Below are 23,626 nucleotides of genomic sequence, written 5' to 3' on the forward strand. Positions count from 1 at the left end.
CTATTAACTTCACTAAAAATATAACTAAAAAGAGCCTGGTTAGACGCAGGATCTGCGGAACCAGGCTCTTTTTGGGAGACTTCAGCTCTTGCGTTGCTCGACTATTTCCTCAAGCAAACGCCGATCAAGTGACTGCAAATCACGAATCAAAAGCTGTTTCTCGACATATTCGAGATCTGAGAAATCACGATGAGCAAGGCGCTCAAGCAGTGCCCGCTTTTGTGCATCAAGCGGAAGCTGTGGTTTCGGAGCTGCAGACTCTTCCACACGACCCAGATCCTTCGATCCACCACCCTTTGGAATCGTCATCACGATTGAAACGATCGTCAGTAGCAGGAATACTAGCGAAACGCCGAGTGCCACCATTGCAGCAAGACGAATCGAAGCATTATCGGTACGACCCTGCAGCGTGATGATATCTGGTACTACAGAACCCTGCAGACCATAGTAAACCGCGAGTGAAATTGCAGTACCAATTGCGCCGCCGAGTGATGAAGCCATCTTGTAGATCCCTGAGCCGGCACCAGCTTGCTCTGCAGGAAGTGCAGAGAGGGCAGCGTCAGTAGACGGGGTTGCGTAGAATGCAAGACCCAGACCGAACAGACAGTATGCAATAATCGCTAAAATAACGTATGCACCGATCAGGAGGTGCGTTGCCATCAGCATCAAACAAGAAACGATCGTGATCAGCGCACCCCAAATCATTGGTTTGCGTGGACCAAATTTTTGCAGCAGCTTTTCACCAACACGAATGAAAGAAATGATGAAAATACCGTAACCAATTGAGAGCAAACCAGCATCGAATGCGGTATATGCGCTGCCGTCAGGCTTATGCCCTGCCATCTGAATTACTTGCTGCGAAATGATCAACATTCCGATTGTGCCATTGACCAGGAAGTTTGAGATTGTGGCACCGGTAAAGGTGGTGTTCTTGAAGAGGGTAAAGTTCACGAATGGCGTACTTTGCTTCTTCTCCCAAAGATAGAAGACCGTATAGCAAACGATCGAGAAGATCGCGAGCCCGATTGTGTTGAGCGAAGCCCAACCCATCTTTGAACCATAAAGCAGCACAATCATCAAAGCGAGCGTAGCGGAAATAAAAGTCGCCAACCCAATGTAATCAAAGCCCTTCTTGGCAGTATTTTCGACCTTATCTTCAGGCGTGCCAAGAATCATCAAGAAAGAAATCACGGAGATTGCAATCGAGGCAATGAAAATCCCGCGCCAGCCAACATAATTCACTACGGTACCGCCAAAGATCGCGGCTAAGCCGGAACCACCCCAGGAACCAATCGACCACATCGACACAGCGCGCTGACGAGCGGCACCGTCCCAATAAGACTTCACCAGAGCCATTGAAGCAGGCATGATGCAAGCTGCTGCAAAGCCCTGGACCACACGACCAATGATCAGCAATGGAAGTGCGAGTGCGCCAGCTGCGAAAACAAGCAATGCGGATCCGAGAATATTGAGTGCTACGCCAACGAGTGTAACTTTTACGCGCCCGACCTTATCGGCAGTACCACCCGCAAGCACGATAAACAGACCGGAGAAAAGGCCTGTGATCGAAACTGCAAGATTCATAGACGAAGCGTCAAGATATTCATGATTGGCGTTGATATCCGCCATGATTTCGGGAGCGACAGTGCCTGCCGTCCCCGCAAAAAGCCAGAAAGTGACGACGGCAAGAACGATCCCCCAAAGAAGTTTCTCAGTGCCTTGGTACTTTTCTGGAGCTTTCCCTTTTTGCGCCTTTCGCGCAGTTTTTGCATTCAAGGTAATCCCCCTACAGTGTGTATGAATTTTTCAGTATAGATCCAATGAGGGCTTTCGCAAACCGGATCAGTAAAGCGGTTTGCGAAAGCGTTTTAGCTGAATTTATTTGCCAAGGAAAAGCATCGCTGCGGCGGTTGCAGCCTTCGTGCCGGTCGCGAGGGACGGCTGCAATGCTGGACCAAAGCCAGGATTGTGATTCGGGAACTTCTCCTGCTCAGCAGTGAATCCGCCGAATCCCCAATAGATGTATGGGCAACCAAAAGCATCTGGAATCGTGGAGAAATCTTCAGAAGCAGTTTGCGCCTTTAGCGCCACCACATTTTCTTCACCCATGACGGCACGCAAGTGTGCAGTGAGTTTTTGATTCAGTTCTGGATCGTTATAAGTGAGCGGGAATTCGTCATAAACGTCGATTTCTGGTTCCTGCGGCGATCCAGAAGCGGCACATTCAGCAGTGACAATCCGCTTGATCGCAGAAATTAGCTGTTCACGTACCTCTGCGGAATATGCACGCACATTCAATAGCAATTCAGCTTCCCCTGGAATCACATTTGCAGCAGCACCAGCGGAAATTTTTCCGACGCTCACCACACCGAAATCGAATGGGCTCACTTCGCGTGCCACGATCGTCTGCAGCCGGGTCACGATCGCAGCTGCTAAGGTGACGGCATCAATTCCAAGATGCGGCATAGAACCGTGTGTGCCCTTGCCGAAAACCTTCACCCGCAAGCTTGCTGCCGTGGAGAGGAATGGACCGTCAGTAGTACCTACTTTCCCGGATTCAGGAGTGGTGAGAACATGTTGCGAGAAACAGTAATCGGGAGTAGGAATTTTTTCCGTCAGCCCGTCAGCCACCATTGATTTCGCACCTTGCGCAGTCTCTTCACCTGGTTGGAAGAGCGCAATATAGGTGCCAGCCCATTCATCGCGATGCTCTGCGAGTGCGCGCGCGGTGCCAAGAGCTGCGGTAATATGCATATCATGCCCGCATGCATGCATTGCAGGTACGAGTTCGCCAGCTGCGTTCGGTGCTTTTGCAGTGGAAGCATATGGCAGACCAGTAGTTTCTTTCACGGCAAGGGCATCAATATCGGCACGGAAGAGCACCTTTGGCCCGGTACCATTTTCTAATACACCAACGACGCCGCCGCCAATTTGGTGCGTAGTATAGCCAAGAGAATCGAGAATCTCGGTAATCTTAGCTGCGGTTTCCACCTCAAGCATCGAAAGTTCTGGATGCTGATGGAAATGGACGTAGAGATCTTCCTGCCAGGAAGTATACTTTTCTAAGGCTTCATATATTGTGCTCATACTTAACTATATGCATTAATTAGCCTTTAGGTCTAGATGGCTTTCCACGCGTGAGATGGTTTTTGCAAGTATCTGAGATATACGTGAGTATCTAGATGTTCAGCTGCGTAAATACAATGAGGAAGGAGCGTATGGAGATCTGCGAGGATTTACCGATTCGGGATTCATCGTGAAGCTAAATTTTCGGATCAAGAAAGATGCATCCAAGCTTCATCTTTGATCCGTCGATACATCGTAGCTGCACGTACACCCATGAAAATCAACGCATAAGCAGCCCAAAGCAAAAGCATTCCGAGGGTCATTCCGTCTGGAAGCATGGCGTGAGTAGGTGTAGCGAAATGTAGCGCTAGTCGCGGACCAAATTGGATCAAGGCGGCGGCAAAAGGGAGAAAACTAAAAAGTGCGATAAGCATATATTTGGCTAGTTTTTTCGTATCACCAGCGCCGATCAATACCCCGTCAAGTAAATAGGTAAGCGCACTGATCGGCAGCGAAAGCGCAATCAGCCAAAGTGCAGCTCTGCTCATTAATTGCACTTTTGCATCGAATGACATCAGTTGTGGAATAAATAAGGCGAAGCAGGCAAAGCTAAATCCAAGTAGGATGCCTGCACGCCAGCTCCAGCTAATACAACGCTGCAGGATCGTTTTTACGCTTTGCTTATCGCCGTTTCCCAAACTTTGCCCAATCATGATTTGCGCGGCGATTGCGAGTGAATCAAGACCATAAGCTGCAAAATTCCACATCGTAAATACGATTTGGTTGGCGGCCAGCGCGAGAGTTCCCAGTGCGGTAGCTGCGGCGATTTGTGCCAAAAGCGCGGTGCGTAATGAAATCGTGCGCACCAGTAACGGGAACGAAGCCCGCAGGGAGCTGAACACGCCAGAGCCTGAAAAACCTAGATTTGCCTGTACTTTTTTGGCGATACGCGCAAAGCGCCAGGTCAGAAATGCGCCCATCAGATTTTGCGCAATGGCCGTGCCGATCCCAGCGCCGGTAACCCCGAATCCCCAGATGTAGATAAATGCGATATTTAATGGAATGTTTAAGCAGGCTCCGAAAGTTGAGGCAATCAACGGCGTGCGGGCATCTGTAAAACCCCGCAGTGCTCCGGTAGTTGCAAGCACAAGCAGCATCCCGGGTAAACCAGCTGCGGAGGCTTGCAGATACCCGACGGCATGTGGCAATACCTGCGGCTGCGGGCCAAAGAGCTGCAAAATTGGGGTAGCGAAGAGGAAAATGAAAATCCAGAGTAATCCGCCGAGTGCGGCTGCGAGCCAGATTCCGTCGATTCCTAAGCGTGCAGCCTGCTGCTTCTTACCTGCTCCGAAAGCGCGGGCGGTAGCTGCGGTAGTGGCGTAGGTGAGAAAAATACAGAGTCCAACAATCGTGGTGAGGACGGCTGAGGCAAGGGAGAGCCCGGCAAGTTCGGTGGTGCCAAGACGCCCGATCATCGTTGAATCTACTGCGACCAGGAGGGGTTCAACAAGCAATGTGCCTAATGACGTTAAAGCGAGGTGAATGATTTTCCGATCCACTGCGTGTAGATCGTTTGGTGCAGCAGCCGGCAAGGTGGGATGAAGACGGGAAATTTCGTGTTTTTGATGCATGAGAAAGTGGGGAATATTAGTGACGATATTTCAGCTGAGCAAGATCGGATCGGCGGGCAGGGAGGTGCGGATGTGTTGTAGATCGGCGTGTTGCAAACTGGAAGAATCAGAACATTATCAGGAACAGTACGAAAATAACGGCAATCACTACACCGATATTTGCGCTGATAGTACTCTTTATCGCGGAAGTGAGTTCTTCGCCTTGAAGACGGTCTAGATTTTTCAGGAGTTCACTGAAAGATTCATATGTTTTTTCATTCTTTGCTGCCAGTTGTTGCGGCAGGGAAGAATCGGCTGGCACTGGTGCTTGAGCTGGAGGCGGAGTAGCGGGAGTAGTTTGTGAATTTCCGGTAGCTGTTGTGTTGTTTTTATTGGCTTCACGTGCAGCTTCAGCGATATCTTGCTTTAACGATTCGGCAAGTTGTGTCAGAAACGGTTGTTTCTGCGGTGCGGATACAAGCCGTGATGGGCGTTGTTGCTTTGCTTGTTTTACTCGTGCAGTGCGCGCATTATTGCTTGTGTGGGCTGCTTTAGCTGGTTTTTGTTGTGAGACTGCTCCGGCAAGGAAATCGTCAGCGGCCTCTGTGCGCATTTTCCATGCACTTGCTGGTTTTGATTTGAGTGGATTATGCTTTGATCCACCCATCCAGGCTGATCCGGAAGTGTTACTGGATTCAAAAGCGTGCGCCATGATTTTTCCTTTATCTCGCATAGATCAAGTGTGGTTTGATGAATAGTTAGTTTCAGTCTATCGGTTTAGGGCGAAGCAGCGTGCGGCTTGTTGGTAAATACATGTCAAATTCGGGCGTGTTTCAACTTTAACTTTTTCTAAATCCAGAGTGAAATTCAGGATCTTCACCACTTATATGTATCCACAGCTGTGGAAATTACGTGTGGCTAAAATTCGCGATTCTTCGCAGATTATCCACTTTTGTGGATAAAAATCGTGTGGGTAAGTGCGTTGAAAGTGCCTTCAGTATGGTTTTATCCACGAATATCTGAAAACCAATCCACATATTTTCTTAAAGTGTCCACAGTTATCCACATGGCGTTTTGAGCGTGTGGTTTGCATTTTTCATTTATCCATGATTCACCTATTTTGCACCGATTTCCATAGTTCGATTTAGTGCAGTAGCGAGAAAGCTGGAAAGCAGGTGCAGCGAGATGGAGCATGACGTATTTTTAATGCAGTACCTCGCTTGGTGCAAATTGCGTCTGCATTATTGCTGCCGTGAGAAAATTGCGCATAATTAAACAAGGACTGACGGCGATGGCGAATAGCGATCCAGAAGGAGTAGTTAAATGGTGCAGGAACGGCAACGAGATGAATTTGCAAAACGTGCAGCAACGAGCGGTGGGATGCAGCAGGACTTCACGCGTGTACCCCCGCAAAATCTCGAAGCCGAAATGAGTGTCCTCGGGGCGATGCTGATCAATAAAGACGCGATCTCGGAAGTTGTGCCAGTACTCCGGGCAACGGATTTCTACCGTCCGCAGCATGCTACGATCTTCGATGCAATCATCAAAATTTTTGGTGAAGGCGGTGTGGCAGATGCAATCACAATATCTGCGGCATTGAAGAAAGACGGCGAACTGGAGCGTTGCGGTGGGCAAGACTATCTCTATCGTTTAGTGAGTATGGTGCCGACGGCTGCAAACGTAGTGCATTATGCAAAAATTGTGCAAGATACGGCGAAATTGCGTGCTTTGATCAACGCCGGTACAAAAATCGTGCAGTTGGCACAAGGTGGTGACGGATTGGATGTGGATGCTGTGATTGATTTAGCGCAGCAGGAAATGTTTGCCGTTGCCGAGCAGCATATCGTGAATGATTACGCAGATTTCGAGCACATCATTCCAGATGTGATTAAAGAAATCGAAATAAATAATGCACGTGATGGTGAAATGGCGGGGTTGCCTACGGGATTTTATGATCTTGACGCAAGTCTGAACGGACTGCGTGCGGGGCAAATGATTATTGTGGCTGCGCGCCCAGGTTATGGAAAATCTACACTGGCAATGGATATTTGCCGAAATGTGGCAATCAAAGAGCGGAAAGCTGTCGCCTTCTTTTCCCTGGAAATGAGCCGGACAGAATTGGTGATGCGCGCACTTGCAGCAGAGTCGGGAGTATTTCTCAATAAGTTGATTCGTGGAGATTTAGAACAACGTGACTGGAATACGATCGCTTCCACCCTTGAACGAATTGGGCAGTCCCCGTTTTATGTGGACGATTCCCCGAATTTAACGATGACGGAGATCCGCGCAAAAGCACGGCGATTGCGGCAGCAAAATCAAATTGAATTGATTGTGATCGACTATTTACAGCTGCTGACTTCAGGTGGTCGGACGCCTGAATCGCGGCAGCAGGAAGTTTCGGAGTTTTCACGTTCGATTAAGTTGCTTGCGAAAGAGTTAGGAATTCCGATTATTGCTGTGGCGCAGTTGAATCGTAATCCGGAAGCGCGTAATGATAAGCGTCCGCAGGTGGCTGATTTGCGTGAGTCTGGTTCGCTTGAGCAGGATGCTGACGTGATTTTATTGATTCACAATAAGGAAAGTGAAGATCAGATGGATCAGCCGCCGTCAGAGATTATTGTTGGGAAGAATCGTTCTGGTCCAACTGGTTCGGTGGAGTTGATGTTTCAGCGTAACCGTACACGTTTTGCGAATCTTGCAGCGAATGATAATTTCACAAACCAGGATTATTAAAACTGCATAGACTTCTTGTGAAATTCTGCGCGATGCGCACAGAAAGTAACAAATACGCGGCTGAGTTAGCTTTGTGATTTGTTTTTCGTCATTTAAGGCGCGATGCTTCCTGCAATTTCTTTGCGTAGGCGTTGGAAGTACCGGCGTTGATAATCAATATTTTCCTGCCAGCGCTGCCGCAAACTTGCAGTATCTCGCAATTTTTCGCTCTCGATAGCAAGCTTTTCTAAATATTGGTCAATCCATTGAATTTGCGCAGCAGAATCTAATTCCAAAAACTTAAAGTAATGCAAGGTATCGAAAATACGGTAAGTAGAGAAACGGTCAATATCGTCGCATTGCCCAATTAGCCGTGCAAGGAATGAGGGTGCATGATCAAAGACGAAATATTTTTCTCCCTTACGATTCGTGAAAGTGCCCCCATTTTCCCCAGGATTCCAAATCCCGTCCACATGCATTGCAATCCCCTGTGCAAGCTCTTGGCAAACTGATTGTGCTAACCCTGCATCACGCAATAAACGGTAGGCGCGTAAAGCTCCGGCACGCCCATGATCTACCGGCACGAGAGCATCCCATTTTCCAATATCATGCAGCAAACATCCGATCTCTAGCGAATCAGGATCAATCGGCTGGTGTGGAGTTGAATCGGCAAGAGCCACCTGCCGCCCAATCTGTGCTACCCGCAAGCAATGCTCAAACCGATATTTGCGCGCAGCTGCAGATTTTTCAGTGATCGAAAATAAATATTCCCGCAATGATTGCACTAAAAATGCACGTAACTGCGCGAAATCAGGAAAACGCCCGAAACTGTCCATAACTTTCCTTGCGCTTGATCTTTGCTAATAATTCATCAGAAAAAGAAATAAAAATAAATCTGGGGATTACCATTATTCAACAGTAATCCCCACGATCTAGAAATAGTGAAAGCGGCTGCAGCAGATCATGCTTGCTTTGAAGCGTACGCACCCTGCCAGACGGTATCAAAGGGAGTATGCCCAGATACGCGCGCCTGAATGCCTGCCGTCACTAGTTCTTTCGCAATCTTTACGGCTATGCGAATCTCAGTGCCCTTTGCCAGTTCAGCTGTGATCGCGGCAGCAAGCGAGCAGCCAGCTCCTGAGACACGCTCATTGCCAATCTTTGGAGCGGAATAAACAATCGCCTCGCTACCGTCCCAAAGCACATCAATTGCATCTGGCCCCGGAAACTCTGTGCCACCTTTTACAACTACATATTTGGGGCCAAGTGCAGAAATTCGCTTTGCTGCTTCGGCAAGATCTTCCACAGTAGCAAGTTTTTCCATGCCCGCAAGAGTGCAAGCCTCAAAATAATTTGGGGTAGCAACTGTAGCCAGCGGCAAAATTTCTTCCCGCAGCGCGTTATCCGTATCGAGTGCCTGCCCAGGCTCTTGCCCCTTACAAATCAGCACTGGATCAAGTACCACATTTTTCCAAGGCTGCTTTTTGAGAGCTGTGGCGACGGTATGGATCGTATCCGGATGCCCAAGCATCCCAATCTTGACCGTATCCAGATCCTGTGCGGCGGTGGCAGCCTCGATCTGATCGGCAATAATCTGTGGAGCTACCGGTACGAAACGATGCGCCCAGTGATTATTCGGATCGAATGAGACGATACAAGTCAATGCACCTGCACCATAGCATCCCAGCTGGTGGAAGGTTTTCAAATCAACTTGAAATCCAGCACCGCCAGTAGCTTCTGAACCAGCGATCGTATATGCGAATGCAACCATTTTCGTCCTCACTTTAGTTGTTTTACGAGTTGCAGTAATAATCATTGACGCATGCACGCGCAGCACGTTTAGTGCTTGCGTGATGCGTTTCAGATGGCGTTCATTTGATCAGGATGCGGCCCCTGCCTTCCAAATTCGCCCTTATCGAGCGCGTCGATCTTTGCTATTTCACCGGCAGTAAGGCGAATTTGCGCTGCGGCAAGGTTCTCAGCCTGGCGTTTGGGCGAATTTGATTTCGGGATTGCTGACGTGCCACGCCCAAGATGCCAGGCAAGCACGATTTGTGCCGCAGTAGCATCATATTCATGCGCAATCTCTTGGATTACGGGATCATTCAGGACGGCACCACGCGCAATCGGGCTCCAAGCTACTACGCGAATCCCCTGATTCCGGCAAAACTCTGCATTCGCACGGTTCCGCAAATAAGGGTGACGTTCAATCTGATTACTTGCCGGTACAACCGAACATTCGCGCAGAATCTGCACCAAATGATGCGGCTCAAAATTTGATACACCGATTGCTTTTGCACGGTGATCGAGGGCAAACTCTTCCATCACTTTATACGTGCCAACGAAATTTCCGTCGTACCGCATCGGCAGTGGCCAATGCATCAAAAACAAATCTACATAGTCGAGCCCTAAATCGGTGAGAGATTGCTCGAACGCAGCGCGCGCTGCGTCTGGTTCGTGATTGCAATTATTCAGCTTTGTAGTGATAAACAGTTCTTCACGCGGAATCCCGCTGGCTGCAATCGCTGCACCGACCTCACGCTCATTGCCATACATTTGGGCAGTATCAATATGACGATAGCCGAGTTCAAGCGCGTGCAGCACTACTTCGGTGGCGTCTTGCGGCGCTACCTGATATGTGCCAAAGCCCAATGCGGGCATTTTTGCGCCGGTATTTAATGTGTATTCAGGAATTTGGATCATGACCTTATTTTTCTCCGATAAGTTTGGCGCCGCAAGAGTTTTCACAAATTGAGAACTAAGACTCTGCTTGCGCTGCTGCTATGAATCAAATATTTTCCGTATCGATTCCCGCTGCCTGATTACGATTCTCGTCAGCGATAAAAGCAGAGATGATTTCTTTTGTATGCGTGTGCAGTGCATCATGGTGGAAAGTTTCAGAAATCAAGGGCTGTAAACCGCGAATCTGTTTTGCCGTCTCCAGCGAAAGATCATCGGGTACAAACATATCTGGCTGATAGATCCAGGCTTTTACCGGCACATTATTCTCAGCGAGCACTTCGGGCAGGTGCAATGGCGGGAAATGCTCAAATCCGGCAAGAAATTCAGTAGCGGGAGCTAGTCCTTGTAATGCCGGATCTTCGCTACCTTGCCATGAAAATACATGCTCACAAGAGAATCGGAAACCGAAACCGGCGGCTTCCACACGTTTTCGTAACTCAGCTTCGCCACGTGCTCCATCAGATAAATCTGGTAGTCGGAATTGTGGGAAAGCTTCCCGCACCCGCTGTGCAGACCATGCTGTTGCGGCAGAGCCGTCATTCCCCAACCCAGACGCGCAAAGTGCGTTACTTTGGGCATAAATCGTCTCATGTAGTGTCCAGTAAAGCGGCGTATCGGCAAAGCTCAGTTCGGCATTAACGGCTGTGAGAAATCGGCTGGAAAGCCGACGGGTGCTAGATGCAGCTGAATCTGGCTTTGCAGCTATTTGCGGATTAATCTCAATGAATGGATTTTCCAGGAGATAGTGCATTTTTTCAAAACCAAAAGAGCGGCCGAGCGTGATGCCAAGCATCCGGAAACGGCGCGGGGTGAGCCGTTCACCCGTGGGTAAGTATTCTGCAAATTCAGCCAGGTGCTCTACGATTTCCCAGCAAGTACGTTCATCTTCGGGAAATTGCCGGAAATATTCGGCATTGCGCTGCTCCAGGCTTTCCCAGGTGCGAAGATACACATCATCCGCATGGCGGACGGTGGACGGCAATCCGGCGGTAATGAAGGCCTGCCTGAGCCCGCCGGGAGCTAATGAAAGATAACTGGTGAGGCAAAAACCGCCAAAAGACTGCCCAAGAGCACTCCATTTTTCACTATCTTGCAAGAGCCGACGGAGTAACTCGGCATCAGCCACAATATGATCTGCACGGAAGCAGGCAAGGTATGCGGCTTGCGCTTTTACACTCGAAATTCCACTGATCCGCAGCGCGTCCATAGCGTGCGATAAGCCCGTGCCACGCTCGTCTAACATTACGATCCGGTAATGTGAAAGCATTTCCTGCATCCAGCCGCCCATTGGTGCCGGACGAGTGCCAGCTGAGCCAGGGCCGCCTTGGAAGTAGACTAGGCGGGGTAAATTTTCTCCGCCGTCACCAATATATTCTCGCGCGAAGACGGTGATTTCCGGCGGGAGCAGCGCCTGTTCGGAGGGCGAAAGCTGAAAAGCTGCAAAATATTGTTCAGAAAAATCGAGGGGTGCCTGAAACTGATATTCGATTGTGTGATACCCAGGGAATTTATGCGGCGCATTGGATTTCAGATTTTCCTGCGCAAGATATTTTGGGGCAAGCGTACTGAGCCACTGGGTAATTTTTTCTACCACTGCTTTCATCTTCTTTCATTATTTTCGTTATTTTCAACCATGCCAGTTTCGCTTACTTTCACTGGCTGATCTGCCAAAGCCAGCACTGACCAAATGCTGGCTGATGAAGCTCTGCCCTGATCTTGCTTTACTGTAGATACATTTTATTATCTTCATCGCGCAGTCGCGGTTCGCTTTTCAATGCCGGATTCCATCCGGATTTATCGGCATAAAACTCACGAATCAGATCCATATCTGCCTGCATATCGCCAGTAAGCTGAATCGTCTTGCCCCACCCAAAGCTCTTGGTGCCTTTTTTATCCAGATATCCAAGTACGACGGGAAGCTTTGCCTGGTAGGCGATATGGTAGAAGCCAGATTTCCAATAATCGCGTTTCCCGCGGGTACCTTTCGGTGTGATCACGAGGAGGAAATCATCAGCTGCTTGAGCTGCTTCGACTGCGGCACCGACTACGCCATGTTTCGCTGAACGATCTATTGCCATCCCGCCGACGGCTTTGATCAGCGGTCCAAAGGGCGATTTTACTGCGGAGTCTTTCACGAAGAAACGAAATTTCCGTTTTGTTTGCCATAAGCCGATCGCCATTAATATTCCGTCCCAATTTGATGTGTGCGGAGCGCCGATCACAATGCACTTTTTCGGCAGCGGTGAGCCTTGAATCAGTTTTACTGGTGAGAAGAAAAGATAAATCGATGAAAGCAGTTTCAAAAATCCCATAAGGATCCCTTCTAGGTCGGGTATCAAGAGTAAAATTTTCTGGCTTTACCGTAGCGAAAACGCTTATCGATAAATCGGATATTTAACTGATTGCGCGATTTTAACGTTTGAGTTCGAGGTCGATGATGTGATTCAAAGTGTCGGTGTCTACACTGCCAGGCAGATAGCTGTATCCGATGAGGAAGGACGGGGTGCCATTGATTCCCAGCTGCTGGGCGCGCTCAGAATCAGCTGCAACTTTTTGCGCAGTATCCGGACTCTTCATATCTGCAGTAAATTTTGCGAGATCTTTTATCCCGACTTTTTGTGCGAGCTGATTGAAAGTTGCGTCGTTATATGCAGCATTCCCGCTCGCAGCGAGTTTGAAGAGCTCATTGTGATATTCCCAGAACTTATTCTGATTTGCAGCGGCTTGTGCGGCATATGCTGCAAGTGTTGAATCCGGGCCGAGCACTGGAAGTGAATTAAATTCATAACGAATTTCGCCTGCTGCGATGCGTGATTCTAATTCTGGTTCAGTATTGAGTGTGTAGTTGATACAGTGCCCACATCGGAAGTCTGCGTATACTTCGATCACAACGGGTGCGTTTACATCCCCTTTCGCCATTGGATCTTTTGGATCCAGACGATGCTGCGCGTCGATTGCTTGCTTTGCCTCAGGAGAAACTGGTTGTGCAGTGGTAGGCTGCTGGTTTTCGCCTGCTCCTGGTTGTGTACCATTTTGCGTGGCAGATCCTGGTTGATCAGCCTGCGCGGTTTGCGTTTGTGCCCGTTGTTTTTGATTCGCACCAGGATTTGCCTGGGAGGTAAAGAAAAGAGTGGCGAAGACGGTAGCTACCATTGCCAGCACAATCAGCGCAATAATCAATATTTTACTGGTCTTATTTTGTTGTGCTGCAGCGGGAGCTACGGCCGAATAGCTGTTTTCTTGAGTCATAACCTTAACCCTACCTTTTTCATGGGCAGATTGAGAAAAGCTGTGCCGGTGAAATTACAGCACGAAGCCAAATGCGGGTGAATTTGGTTCAAGCTTTTCGACTTCAATTTCTGAAGCATCCATGCGCGCCAAAAGTCCAGTAAGATTCGCTGGATCATCAATTTCGATCCCGACGAGTGCCGGACCTTTCTCACGATTATGTTTTTTCGTATATTCAAAAAGTACGATATCGTCACCGTCACCAAGCACTTCATTCAGGAAAGAACGCAGCGCGCCAGGCTTTTGCGGAAACGTGACGAGGAAATAATGCCGGAAGCCTTCATGGATCATTGCCCGCTCAACGATATCGTCATATCGGGAGACGTCATTATTGCCCCCGCTGAGCACGCAGGCGATCGGACCGGCAGGAAGAGCTGCTAAATCTACATATTTCCGTAATGCGGCAACTGAAAGTGCACCTGAAGGTTCAGTAATGATTCCTTCCACCTGGTAAAGTTCAAGCATTTCGGAAGCGATTGCGCCTTCGGGTACAGTGACGATCGCGTCAACAAATTTACGAGCAATCTCGTAAGTGATATTTCCAACGCGGGCAACAGCAGTGCCGTCAGCGAAAGTATCTACTTCCGGAAGAGTGACGGGCTTACCGGCTGCGAATGCTGCCTGCATTGAGGCTGCACCTGCTGGCTCCACTCCAATTACTTTTGTTTCGGGATGAAATTGCTTGATCCAGGCGAGTGTGCCGGCAAGCAAACCGCCGCCGCCGATCGGTACGAGAATTGCGGCCGGATAGCTTGGGCATTGATCGAAAATTTCCTTTACAACCGTGCCTTGCCCTGCAATAGTGCGCGCGTCATCAAATGGATGTACGTAGACGGCACCAGCTTCTACCGCGTATTTAGTAGCCTGGGCTGAGCATTCATCAAAAGTTGCTCCTACTTCTCGCACCTGCACCCATTCACCGCCAATATCGCGGATCCGATTGCGTTTTTGCCGTGGGGTAGTGCTCGGGATGAAAATAGTGCCTTGGATTTGCAGACGATTGCAAGAATATGCAACTCCCTGTGCGTGATTGCCAGCTGATGCGCAAACTACTCCGCGAGCAGCATCGGCAGCGGCAAGTGAGGAAATGAAATTATATGCTCCGCGTACTTTATATGAGCGCCCCACCTGGATATCTTCACGTTTGAGAAAAATATCGCGGCCAAGTTTATTGCTCAAGCGTGGTGAGCGTTCAAGCGGAGTTTTCCGGATTTCGTTTCCCAGTACTTGCGCTGCGAGTACCACATCCGTGCCGCTCGGTAGTTGCGGCAGATTGTAATCGGATAGATTTTCGTTATTGACCATGATTCTCCAAATGGTGATGGGATAGCGAAGCTTGTTTACATGCACGAAAGCTGTGATTAATGAGACGCGCTCCCGAAGCGTGTATTAGGCTATTTGTGTTGCTCCTATTTTATGAGGTTAGAAGAAGCTTATGCGTCCTGTCCGAAACTTGGCATATTTGGCGGTGTTTTCCGCGCTCGCGATGGTTGTGGGGGCGTGCACGCCTGCGCTTGAACCTGCAAAGCCAGATGATTTTCAGCAGCTGCAACCTTCGCCGCAGGAGCAAGAAAAGCAGGAAAATGCTGGGTTAAATCCTTTGGAAACTGGGCTTAGGCGGATTTGGGAAGCGGAATTTTCCACTGCGCCGCTTGCTGTCACGTTTGCGGAGAAAAATGATGATGTGGTAGTGCTCACCAAAGATTCCGGGAAGCAAACTTTGGTGGCTTTAGCGCGTGTCGGGGAAAGTGCGGTGCTGGAAAAATGGACTTATACAGTACCGTCAGGGAAGATTGAAAATCTTGTCGCGCATGACGGAATAGTGTATTTCAATGTGATCGGGAGCGCAGCTGAGGGGGCGCAAACTGATTTAGTGGCATTGGAATTACGCGACGGGAAAGAAAAGTTTAGATGGTCGAAGTTGAATCCGCTCGACTCTCAGGCGCCAACCATAATCGGGAGTTATTTGCGCGGTCTGGGAGTGTTTAAGATTGAGCAGCAGCGCATGACGGCAGCGATTCTTGATGCGGATGGAAAAGTAGTTGCGAGTGAGAAATTCTTTCAGCAAGATTTTGCCTTGCCAAAAACTGCTGGTGAATCCACAGATGCAGATATGGGAGATGCTCAGGGAGAAACTGAAAAGCAAAGTGCGGAAGAAAGCCGCACGCAGATATTTCAATTCCGGCGCAACCAAGTGATCTTGCCGCAGAATTCTCCGGCAGATCAGCAGCAGATACTCGCATTCCCGATGATGCGGATGCTCCCTGCAGATTGGTGTGAAATCGGTGAAAAGGGCGCAGTTTGTGTGGATTTGGCGAAGCAGGAATTATCTTCCTACGATCTGAACGGTGATCCAATAAAAACTTTACCGCTGCAAAAAGATGCTCCGGCAATGCGTTACCGCTTCGTGGGTGCATTTCCAGAGATTCAGTTCACTCAGTTGATGCAGAAATTGGCAGTTTTGAAAGCGGGTGCAGAGAGTGAAATGCCTGAAAATAAAGGTGGCGTTAGTGCTGGTGCGGAAGAATCTGCGGGGCACGGAAAGACAAAGCTGCTGGATGCGTATTTATATGGGGATACGTGGCTTGGGCGGGATACTTGGCGCGGGGTTCGCCCTGGTGGTGCATGCCGCCCCGTCAGCGCACAGGCTCCATTCTGTTTAGCGCAGGGAAGATTGGTGAATGTGCGGACGGGAGAAGTGCTTGATCCGAGTTTTGGAAAAATTATTGTCGGTACAGGAGCGGCAAGCGATACATTCTTCAGCTACCGGGATGGAGTTTTCGCAATGCTTGGTGCGCAAAGTGTGCATGGTTCGGAAAAAGAAAAATAAGTGCAGAATTTGCAGCGCAGAGGCTGAAGGAAAGTGCGTGAGCAGAAAATTACACAATCATTAAAATCTTGGAAGTAACGGAAAGAAGAAAAACAAATGCACGAGCAATTGCATGAAGGTGCGGACGGGCGTGAAATCCCCTTTGAATTTGAACGGAAATTTTTTGTTGCGAATTTACCGCAGGCTGCGCGTGAGCATGGGTCGCAGCAGATCATTGTGCAGGCTTACGTATTTGCGCAGGGCGGGTATGCGATCCGAGTGCGGTTGAGCTTTCGCGGGATGGGTGAAATTGAATTCCCAAAGTTTGCAGAAGCTGTTGATTTCCTTGGTGCTTATGAACGGAAAATACTTACGCAGTTGCTTTCACGATCAGAGACTGCCGATTCTGCGAGTGTGCAGGCTACGATTGCTGTGAAATCTCCGTCAGTAAATGGTGAACGGTACGAACTTGAGCATGAAATGGATCTCGATGTGGCAGTGCAGATTCTGCAACGCTCAGGGAATCTCGTCTTAAAATCCCGATATTCACTGTGGGTGAGTGAAGATGGCTGGGAATTTGATGTATTTGCAGGGCAAAACGAAGGGTTGATTGTTGCTGAATGTGAGCGCTTGAGTCCAGTAGTTGATTTGCAAATCCCGGATTTTGCCGTCACTGAAGTGACTGCTGATGCGCGGTTTACAAATGATTCACTGGCAAAAGAGCCTTGGAATCAGTGGGATACGCAATTCCGGCAAGAGCTTGCAGCGCGCGGTCCGTTTTTCCTTGATTTGCGGAGTGCATAAAGATGTTTACGCGAAGCATGAAATCAATGTGTTTTCGGTGCCTGAGCCTGGGATAAAATACTGCTATGGAACAGCTTGGAATTTCAGCAATTCACCCGTCTGCCCCGGAAGTGCTTTCGGTTGTGGCGTTATTTAATGCGCCGATAGATCTTGCGGCGGCGATTGTCCGCTTGCGGGAGATTTGGTCGATCAAAGCTGACGGTAGTTGGCAGCATGTAGTTGCTGATCCGAATGAGCCAAATGTAGTCTCAGGGGATTTATATCAGTTTCAGGAGCAGGGCGTGACAGCGCTTTTAAGCCCGATAAGTGGCGCATTGCAAGTGCCAGGTGGCGGAAAATTGCCTGATCATGTATTTCATCTGCCGATTACACTTTATGCGCCAGCTGATGCGGCACAAGCGGGAGTGTTAGCTGGCGAAGATGCTGATAATGACGGGATTTCACAGCAAATCCCCGAAGTGAAGCGGCGGAAGCGAATGGTTTCGGCGCATATTCTACTCACGGAGATCCTTGATGCATTGATGCGCGAGTCTGCTGCGGTGGGCGTATTTCGCAGTGAACTTGGGGTAGTGCAACCACCACAAATGATCACTGAGCTGGCTGAATCTTTAACGCAAGGGCGTGTTCCCTTGCCGTTGTGGGTGAATATTCGCACCCAAAATGCCGGTTTGAGCTTTGGGCGGACACTCGGTTTGCCACTATTTGGGCATCTTGATTTAGAGGTTCGCGAATCTCTGCGTAATCCGGATGAAATCTATTTGCTCCTAGCAGATATTGCAAACTATCTGATTACTTCAAATACTTATCTTTTGCCAGGGCAAACTTTGGGGAGTTCGCAAGGTGAAAAGCTGGCAATCACGCAGGAACTTTCACCTTTTGATCAAAATGCGGTGATCCGTGTGATGTATTGATTCCGCAGTGCGGGAAATGCTTCTTTGGAAAAGCTAAGAAATAAACTAACAACGGAGGAATTGAGTAAATATGAATGACGAAGCGGCTTACGAAATTGTGAACAACGAACCACGTGGGCAATGGGAGCTGCGGCTCGCGCCAGATGATCGCGTGATTGGCTATCTCAGCTACGACCTGAATGAGGAAGAAATTTTCTTTACCCACACCGTTATTCATAAAGACTTCCAGGGGCGGGGGCTTGCTGGTGAGCTGGTACGCACAGCGCTCGATTTTGAAAAGGAGCAAGGCGTGCGGAAGATCGTGCCAATTTGCAGTTATGTGCAAAAGTTTGTGGCAGATAATCCCGGCTATCCGGTTGCTGAATGATTTTTCGGTGTAGTACTTTGTGATTTCCCACAGGCTCGCAGGAAATGTTTGCCGGCAGGATTTGTGCCGCGTAAAATTTTCCGTGGAGTAAGAGCGATCTGCTCCACAAAAGCGATCACTGCTTTCTGATTTTCCGTCAGTGGCAATGCATCGGTTTTGCGTCTTGGTGGTGGCAGCGCCAGACGAGTATTTTTACACGTTATTTTCAAATCTTTAGCTAGAGTGCTGATTTTTCGCTTTGATTTATGGGCGGAATTTTCTCTTGGAAAGATTTGCAAGCTTCCACCGAAAGGATGAGTTGTGTCTCTAAACACTGAAAATAGCCAAATTTTGCATGAAATGAGAGATGTGCGCAAATCTCTTCGTGGCCGTCGGTCAATGTACGATATTTTTGCCGTCTGCTTTGTAGCTTTTCTCTTACTTTCAAATATTGGTGCAACAAAGTTGATCGCAGTTGGGCCGTTAGTATTTGACGGTGGTGCGATCCTTTTTCCGCTCACCTATATTATTGGTGATGTACTTTCTGAAGTGTATGGTTTTCGGCGGGCACGTCGTGCTATTTTCATGGGTTTTGCAATTTCCATTATTGCGTCATTAGTTTTTTGGATCATTATTCAAACTCCAGCCGTCGATCTTGAATATCAAAAATCTTTTGCCGCAGTGCTCGGCGTGGTTCCGCGATTTGTGGCAGCTTCACTGCTTGGCTATATCGTCGGGCAGTTGCTAAATTCGTATGTGCTTGTGTGGATCAAAGAAAAATATGGCGAAAAGCAGATGTGGGCGCGGCTGATCGGTTCGACGGTTGTTGGTGAATTTGCAGATACTGTAATTTTCTGCCTTGTAGCATGGCTTGGAGTGGAATCATTTGGCACGATTTTGAATCTCACGATCGTGGGGATCCTCTATAAAGTTGGTGTGGAAGTGGTGTTATTGCCAATCACGTATCTGGTGATCCGGTGGGTGAAACGCCACGAAATTGAGTATAAGTAACGAATTTGGTGAGTATGAGCTTTTCGATAAACAAAAGACTTGAAACTAAAGACGGCAAACACCTTGGCCGTACCGGAGTAATCCATACCCCTCACGGGGAGATCCACACACCGGCATTCATTCCGGTTGGCACGAAGGCGACGGTGAAATCCGTGCTGCCAGAGAGCATAAAGGCTGTTGGCGCGCAGGCGGTATTAGCGAATGCGTACCATCTCTATTTGCAACCTGGTTCAGAAATTCTTGATGCAGCTGGTGGGCTTGGAAAGTTCATGAACTGGCAGGGGCCAACATATACCGATTCGGGTGGATTTCAGGTCATGAGTCTGGGATCAGGTTTTAAGAAGGTCCTCTCAGAAGAATTTTCAGGGAAGACGGTAGCTGATAATGCAACAGCTCATGGCAAAGAACGCCTGGCAAATGTAGATGATGACGGTGTGTGGTTCCGTTCGCATTTGAACGGTTCGAAGCATCGCTTTACGCCGGAAGTTTCGATGCGGATCCAGCATGAAATCGGTGCTGATATTATTTTTGCTTTTGATGAGCTCACCACCTTACTCAACTCGCGCGCATACCAAGAAGAATCGCTTGAACGGACGCGGTTATGGGCTGAGCGATGCCTTCGTGCGCATCAAGAACTTACGGTTGAGCGTGAAGGCAAACCATATCAGCAGCTTTTTGGTGTGATTCAAGGCGCGCAGTATGAAGATTTGCGGCGGAAAGCGGCGCGTGATCTTGGGGCAATGGAAATTGACGGACAAGTATTTGACGGTTTCGGTATTGGGGGTGCACTCGAAAAAGAAAATCTGGGCACAATTGTGGGCTGGGTGTGTGAGGAGCTTCCGGAAGGGCGGGCACGGCATCTGCTGGGAATTTCTGAACCGGATGATTTTTTCCGTGCAATTGAAGCAGGTGCGGATACTTTCGACTGTGTAAATCCTTCGCGGGTGGCACGAAATGCCGCGATTTATTCTCCCGACGGCAGATTCAATATTTCCCGCGCCGAGTTTAAACGCGATTTTTCACCGCTTGTGGAAGACTGTGATTGTTACACATGCACCCATTATTCGAAAGCGTATTTACATCACACTTTCAAAGCGAAAGAAATGATTGCAAATACTCTGGCAACGATTCACAATGAGTATTTTACAGTACAGCTTGTAGACCAGATTCGTGCCGCAATTGAAGCCGGTGAATATGATGAATTTAAGGCTGAGATGTTGGGGCGTTTTTACGGCACAAGAACGCAGTAACAAGGTAGTTTTTCTACACGGAAAGTGACGAAAATATTGCTTTTCGTCACTTTTCTTTATTTTTCTGGCAGTTTTCGTTCCGAAGTGTGGACGCTTGGTGGATTTATGCTTTGTGCAGATTAGCCTGAACGTAAATTAACGCATTAGTGAGAGCGTAAATTTCACAGAAAGAAGCTGAACATGAATACCACGCAGCAACCACAGCTAAGCCTGTGGAAACGAATGTCGAAGACACTCCTTTTCTGGGTGCTTCTTGCAATTATTGTCGGTGCAATTTTAGGCCAGTTTTTACCGTCCTGGGCAATTGTTCCATTTGCCACTTTCAATGATGTTTTCGGAAAATATTTGAGTTTCGTTGTGCCGATGATCATTATCGGGCTGGTAACTCCGGCGATTTTTGAGCTTGGGCGTTCTGCTGGAAAATGGCTCCTCCTGACTGTGGCAATTGCTTATGGCTCAACCATGGTGGCTGGTTTCGGTACGTGGGGGATCGCCTTGTTACTTTTCCCGTGGCTGTTGTCGGGGCAAAAAGTGCCGGACCTAGCATCCCCGGAAAATGCTGTAGCTTCGATCATGGATCCGAGCTTTGCGATGCCTCCAGTGTTCGGTGTGATGACGGCACTAATTTTGGCGATTGTACTTGGTCTTGGTATGGCTGCAGTGCGCGCTGATAAGATGATGGCGATTTTCCGAGAATTACGCGACCTGATTATGAAAGTGATTCTCAAGACGATCGTGCCACTACTTCCGTTGCATATTCTCGGTATTTTTATGAATATGTCGAAATCTGGGCAGTTCGCACAAGTGCTGGTAGCACTTGGAAAAATCTTCATTTTCTCCTTTGTGCTTACCGTCGTGATGCTACTTTTGCAGTATACGATTGCTGGCAGCATGGCAAAGCAGAATCCGTTAAAGGCACTCTGGGGAATGAAAGATGCGTATTTTACGGCACTTGGCACTTCTTCCTCGGCAGCTACGATTCCAGTAACGGAACGTTGCGCAGTAAACAATGGTGTGAATCGTGAAATTGCTGATTTTGTGGTGCCGCTGTGTGCCACAATCCATTTAGCTGGTTCGACGATCAAAATTACCGCTTTTGCGATTGCACTGCAATACATGATGGGAATTAATCCAGCTCCGAGTGCGATGGCTGGATTTATCATGATGCTCGGCGTGATTATGGTGGCTGCACCTGGCGTGCCGGGAGGTGCAATCACTGCTGCGCAAGGCGTATTGCAGGGAATGCTCGGATTTACAGATCCGATGTATGGCATCATGGTGGCAATGTATGTTGCTGCTGATTCGTTTGGTACAGCAACTAATGTTACCGGTGACGGTGCGATTGCGATCGCCGTCGATGCGCTTTCAAAAGGTTCGCTTGGCACAGAGAAGGGTGCGGCAATGGAAGCGGCAGAAGATATTGTCTCTGGTCGCGAGCTTACTTCGAAAGAGGCGTAGTCTGAACCGAATTAACGTTTTTTGAAAAATATTCCCTGCTGTGGATTACTTGCCTGAGGGCAGCGCAGCAGGGAATATTTTTATTTTTCGGCATATTTACTGCCAGATCACCGAATCGTGGGAGCAAATATTTGCCGCTAACTCTCAGCTTGAAAATATATTTTAGAAATTCTGATCTGAAAAGTTATGCCTCGCGGCATATAAAATTTTTATCAAAACTCGCGGGTGCTCGCGGATTGCAGCTCTGCAAATTTTCTTTCGTCAGGGAATCCGGAAACTATCCAGCGCGGTGGCCACATATTTTCATCGCGGTGGAATCCTTCAGCCCAGATTTCGCGTGCAATATATGCGCGAATTGTAAACTTTGCTGCTTTATTTGGTTCCCACGGGTGTGGGGAAGGCTCACGCACAAAAGTAATAAAATCAGTATCAGGGATTGAGCCAATATGGTCTGCATCACTCCAATTTGTGTTGGATACGCGTTCACCGTTTTGCATTACTTTCGCCTGGAAATCTTTCACCGCACCAAAATCTCCCCAGGTGAGCAGCTGTTTTACTTGCGTGGCATAAATTTTTTCACGGAAAAAGCCGCGGAGTGTGCCGAGTATTTCGGAGAGCTCTGATCCGGGAAGCGGAATCCATTCGCGCCACCCGTCAGCAGCTACAGTATGCGGAAGCGGATAAATTGCCTGGGACGCTTCACGCCCAGCTAAAAGCTCACGAAAAAAATCAGCTAAATGTGGATCCGTGTCGAATATGAGATAAAACTTTGTAGTAGCTGCGGGTACAAACAAAGGGAGTGCCCCGTCGTGCGCAGCAGAAATTTGCTGTGCAAGTTGTTGCAGCATCTCCAGATCGCAAAACCACGACGATTCGTAGTTGGCTGGATTAGTAAAAGAAATTATTTCTGCACCGGCAATTTTCATTACTTCGAGTTTTAATGAATCATTCAGCGAATCGGTGATCCCCCGCAATTCAAGTACTGAATTTGCGAGCAGTTCTCCTACTTCCCGATTATCAGCAGTGATTTGTGAATAGTAGATTGGGCGAATCTCATCTGGGAAATCTAATGCGATACCGGCGGCAATGAAATCTGTAAGCGGCAAATACACTATTGAATCATCGCGATGATGCGAATTGAGAAAAATTTCAGCATTGCGCACGATCGGAAGTAGTACGGCATCCGCAAGTGGAGTAGGCAACGGATTGGCGGCTGAATCTGGATCAGGAAGGACGGCTTGTTTCAGGGTGCCACTGTTATTTTCGGGGTCGCCTGGCAGTGGATCCTGGAGCGGGAAAGCTGATTTCGGGGCGGTAGAGTCTTGCGGAGCAATCTCGGAAGCGGAAGTGTGAGCTGTAGAAATTTCGGGCGCGTTTTTGATCCCGACTGAAATCAAACGATTCAGCGCTTCGGTACGAGCCGCAAGTGGCGCATCTTCCTGGATCAAAGCACTTGGACGAAAACGGAATGTGCGCCCGTCAGCCAATAAAATCTCAAGCCAATCTCCGTTTGCCGTCACCAAACTATGATGCAGCTGGGGATGGTTCCCGGCAGTTTTCAATGCCCAATCCATGAAATCCATGCACTTAATTCTGGCAGGTTTACGTGAAAGGCTCAA

Annotated in this window: 20 protein-coding genes; 8 read left to right on the plus strand and 12 right to left on the minus strand. The window is 48.6% G+C overall.

Translation table 11 applies throughout. From position 1 onward, the window contains the following. Positions 1-81: 81 nt before the first annotated feature. From J2S36_RS05640 to J2S36_RS05655, 4 genes are all read right to left on the minus strand, one after another. Positions 82-1,776, minus strand: coding sequence for an MFS transporter (locus tag J2S36_RS05640; RefSeq protein WP_309956386.1), 1,695 nt, complete (start codon positions 1,774-1,776; stop codon positions 82-84). A 102-nt stretch (positions 1,777-1,878) separates the two neighbouring features. Beyond that, entirely contained in the window at positions 1,879-3,087 is a 1,209-nt protein-coding gene (locus J2S36_RS05645; RefSeq protein ID WP_309956388.1) for an amidohydrolase, read from the minus strand. Positions 3,088-3,275: 188 nt separating this feature from the next. Then, positions 3,276-4,697: an MATE family efflux transporter gene (locus tag J2S36_RS05650; RefSeq protein WP_309956390.1), complete on the minus strand. Its 1,422-nt coding sequence runs from the start codon at positions 4,695-4,697 to the stop codon at positions 3,276-3,278. 106 nt (positions 4,698-4,803) lie between these two features. Further along, entirely contained in the window at positions 4,804-5,388 is a 585-nt protein-coding gene (locus J2S36_RS05655) for a hypothetical protein (RefSeq protein WP_309956391.1), read from the minus strand. Positions 5,389-5,999: 611 nt separating this feature from the next. On the opposite strand from J2S36_RS05655, the gene dnaB reads away from it, so the two are divergent. Beyond that, the gene (dnaB, locus tag J2S36_RS05660; RefSeq protein WP_309956394.1) at positions 6,000-7,409 is read left to right on the plus strand and encodes a replicative DNA helicase; all 1,410 of its coding nucleotides are present in this window, start codon (positions 6,000-6,002) and stop codon (positions 7,407-7,409) included. 92 nt (positions 7,410-7,501) lie between these two features. Here dnaB and J2S36_RS05665 read toward each other — a convergent pair whose 3' ends face one another. From J2S36_RS05665 to ilvA, 7 genes are all read right to left on the minus strand, one after another. Continuing rightward, positions 7,502-8,224, minus strand: a complete 723-nt coding sequence (locus tag J2S36_RS05665) for an HD domain-containing protein (RefSeq protein WP_309956395.1) — start codon at positions 8,222-8,224, stop codon at positions 7,502-7,504. Between the two features lie 125 nt (positions 8,225-8,349). Further along, complete coding sequence (gene thiD, locus J2S36_RS05670) at positions 8,350-9,159, minus strand: bifunctional hydroxymethylpyrimidine kinase/phosphomethylpyrimidine kinase (protein ID WP_309956398.1); 810 nt, start codon at positions 9,157-9,159, stop codon at positions 8,350-8,352. An 89-nt stretch (positions 9,160-9,248) separates the two neighbouring features. Beyond that, positions 9,249-10,091 carry an aldo/keto reductase gene (locus J2S36_RS05675; protein ID WP_309956400.1) on the minus strand — a complete coding sequence of 281 codons (843 nt, stop codon included), beginning with the start codon at positions 10,089-10,091 and terminating at the stop codon, positions 9,249-9,251. 85 nt (positions 10,092-10,176) lie between these two features. After that, positions 10,177-11,724: an alpha/beta fold hydrolase gene (locus J2S36_RS05680; protein ID WP_309956402.1), complete on the minus strand. Its 1,548-nt coding sequence runs from the start codon at positions 11,722-11,724 to the stop codon at positions 10,177-10,179. A gap of 127 nt (positions 11,725-11,851) precedes the next feature. Continuing rightward, entirely contained in the window at positions 11,852-12,442 is a 591-nt protein-coding gene (locus J2S36_RS05685) for a 1-acyl-sn-glycerol-3-phosphate acyltransferase (RefSeq protein ID WP_309956403.1), read from the minus strand. 100 nt (positions 12,443-12,542) lie between these two features. Then, positions 12,543-13,379 carry a DsbA family protein gene (locus J2S36_RS05690; protein ID WP_309956404.1) on the minus strand — a complete coding sequence of 279 codons (837 nt, stop codon included), beginning with the start codon at positions 13,377-13,379 and terminating at the stop codon, positions 12,543-12,545. 54 nt (positions 13,380-13,433) lie between these two features. Beyond that, positions 13,434-14,723 (minus strand): threonine ammonia-lyase IlvA, encoded by a 1,290-nt coding sequence (gene ilvA, locus J2S36_RS05695; protein WP_309956405.1) that lies wholly within the window; start codon positions 14,721-14,723, stop codon positions 13,434-13,436. Between the two features lie 130 nt (positions 14,724-14,853). Between ilvA and J2S36_RS05700 the strand changes: the two genes are divergently transcribed. The 7 genes from J2S36_RS05700 (at position 14,854) to J2S36_RS05730 (ending at position 22,007) form a co-directional block, all read left to right on the plus strand. Beyond that, positions 14,854-16,248 (plus strand): hypothetical protein, encoded by a 1,395-nt coding sequence (locus J2S36_RS05700; RefSeq protein WP_309956407.1) that lies wholly within the window; start codon positions 14,854-14,856, stop codon positions 16,246-16,248. Between the two features lie 96 nt (positions 16,249-16,344). Continuing rightward, positions 16,345-17,031: a CYTH domain-containing protein gene (locus J2S36_RS05705; RefSeq protein ID WP_309956409.1), complete on the plus strand. Its 687-nt coding sequence runs from the start codon at positions 16,345-16,347 to the stop codon at positions 17,029-17,031. A 65-nt stretch (positions 17,032-17,096) separates the two neighbouring features. Then, positions 17,097-17,942: a DUF4261 domain-containing protein gene (locus J2S36_RS05710; RefSeq protein WP_309956410.1), complete on the plus strand. Its 846-nt coding sequence runs from the start codon at positions 17,097-17,099 to the stop codon at positions 17,940-17,942. A gap of 70 nt (positions 17,943-18,012) precedes the next feature. Then, positions 18,013-18,309 carry a GNAT family N-acetyltransferase gene (locus J2S36_RS05715; RefSeq protein WP_309956412.1) on the plus strand — a complete coding sequence of 99 codons (297 nt, stop codon included), beginning with the start codon at positions 18,013-18,015 and terminating at the stop codon, positions 18,307-18,309. A 339-nt stretch (positions 18,310-18,648) separates the two neighbouring features. Further along, positions 18,649-19,299, plus strand: coding sequence for a queuosine precursor transporter (locus J2S36_RS05720; RefSeq protein ID WP_309957502.1), 651 nt, complete (start codon positions 18,649-18,651; stop codon positions 19,297-19,299). A 14-nt stretch (positions 19,300-19,313) separates the two neighbouring features. Further along, complete coding sequence (gene tgt / locus J2S36_RS05725; protein WP_309956414.1) at positions 19,314-20,549, plus strand: tRNA guanosine(34) transglycosylase Tgt; 1,236 nt, start codon at positions 19,314-19,316, stop codon at positions 20,547-20,549. Between the two features lie 180 nt (positions 20,550-20,729). Continuing rightward, the gene (locus J2S36_RS05730; RefSeq protein WP_309956416.1) at positions 20,730-22,007 is read left to right on the plus strand and encodes a dicarboxylate/amino acid:cation symporter; all 1,278 of its coding nucleotides are present in this window, start codon (positions 20,730-20,732) and stop codon (positions 22,005-22,007) included. A gap of 212 nt (positions 22,008-22,219) precedes the next feature. Here J2S36_RS05730 and J2S36_RS05735 read toward each other — a convergent pair whose 3' ends face one another. Then, complete coding sequence (locus J2S36_RS05735) at positions 22,220-23,590, minus strand: hypothetical protein (RefSeq protein WP_309956417.1); 1,371 nt, start codon at positions 23,588-23,590, stop codon at positions 22,220-22,222. Between the last annotated feature and the right edge of the window lie 36 nt (positions 23,591-23,626).

Source organism: Arcanobacterium hippocoleae (assembly GCF_031456295.1).
Classification (GTDB): Bacteria; Actinomycetota; Actinomycetes; order Actinomycetales; family Actinomycetaceae; genus Arcanobacterium_A; species Arcanobacterium_A hippocoleae.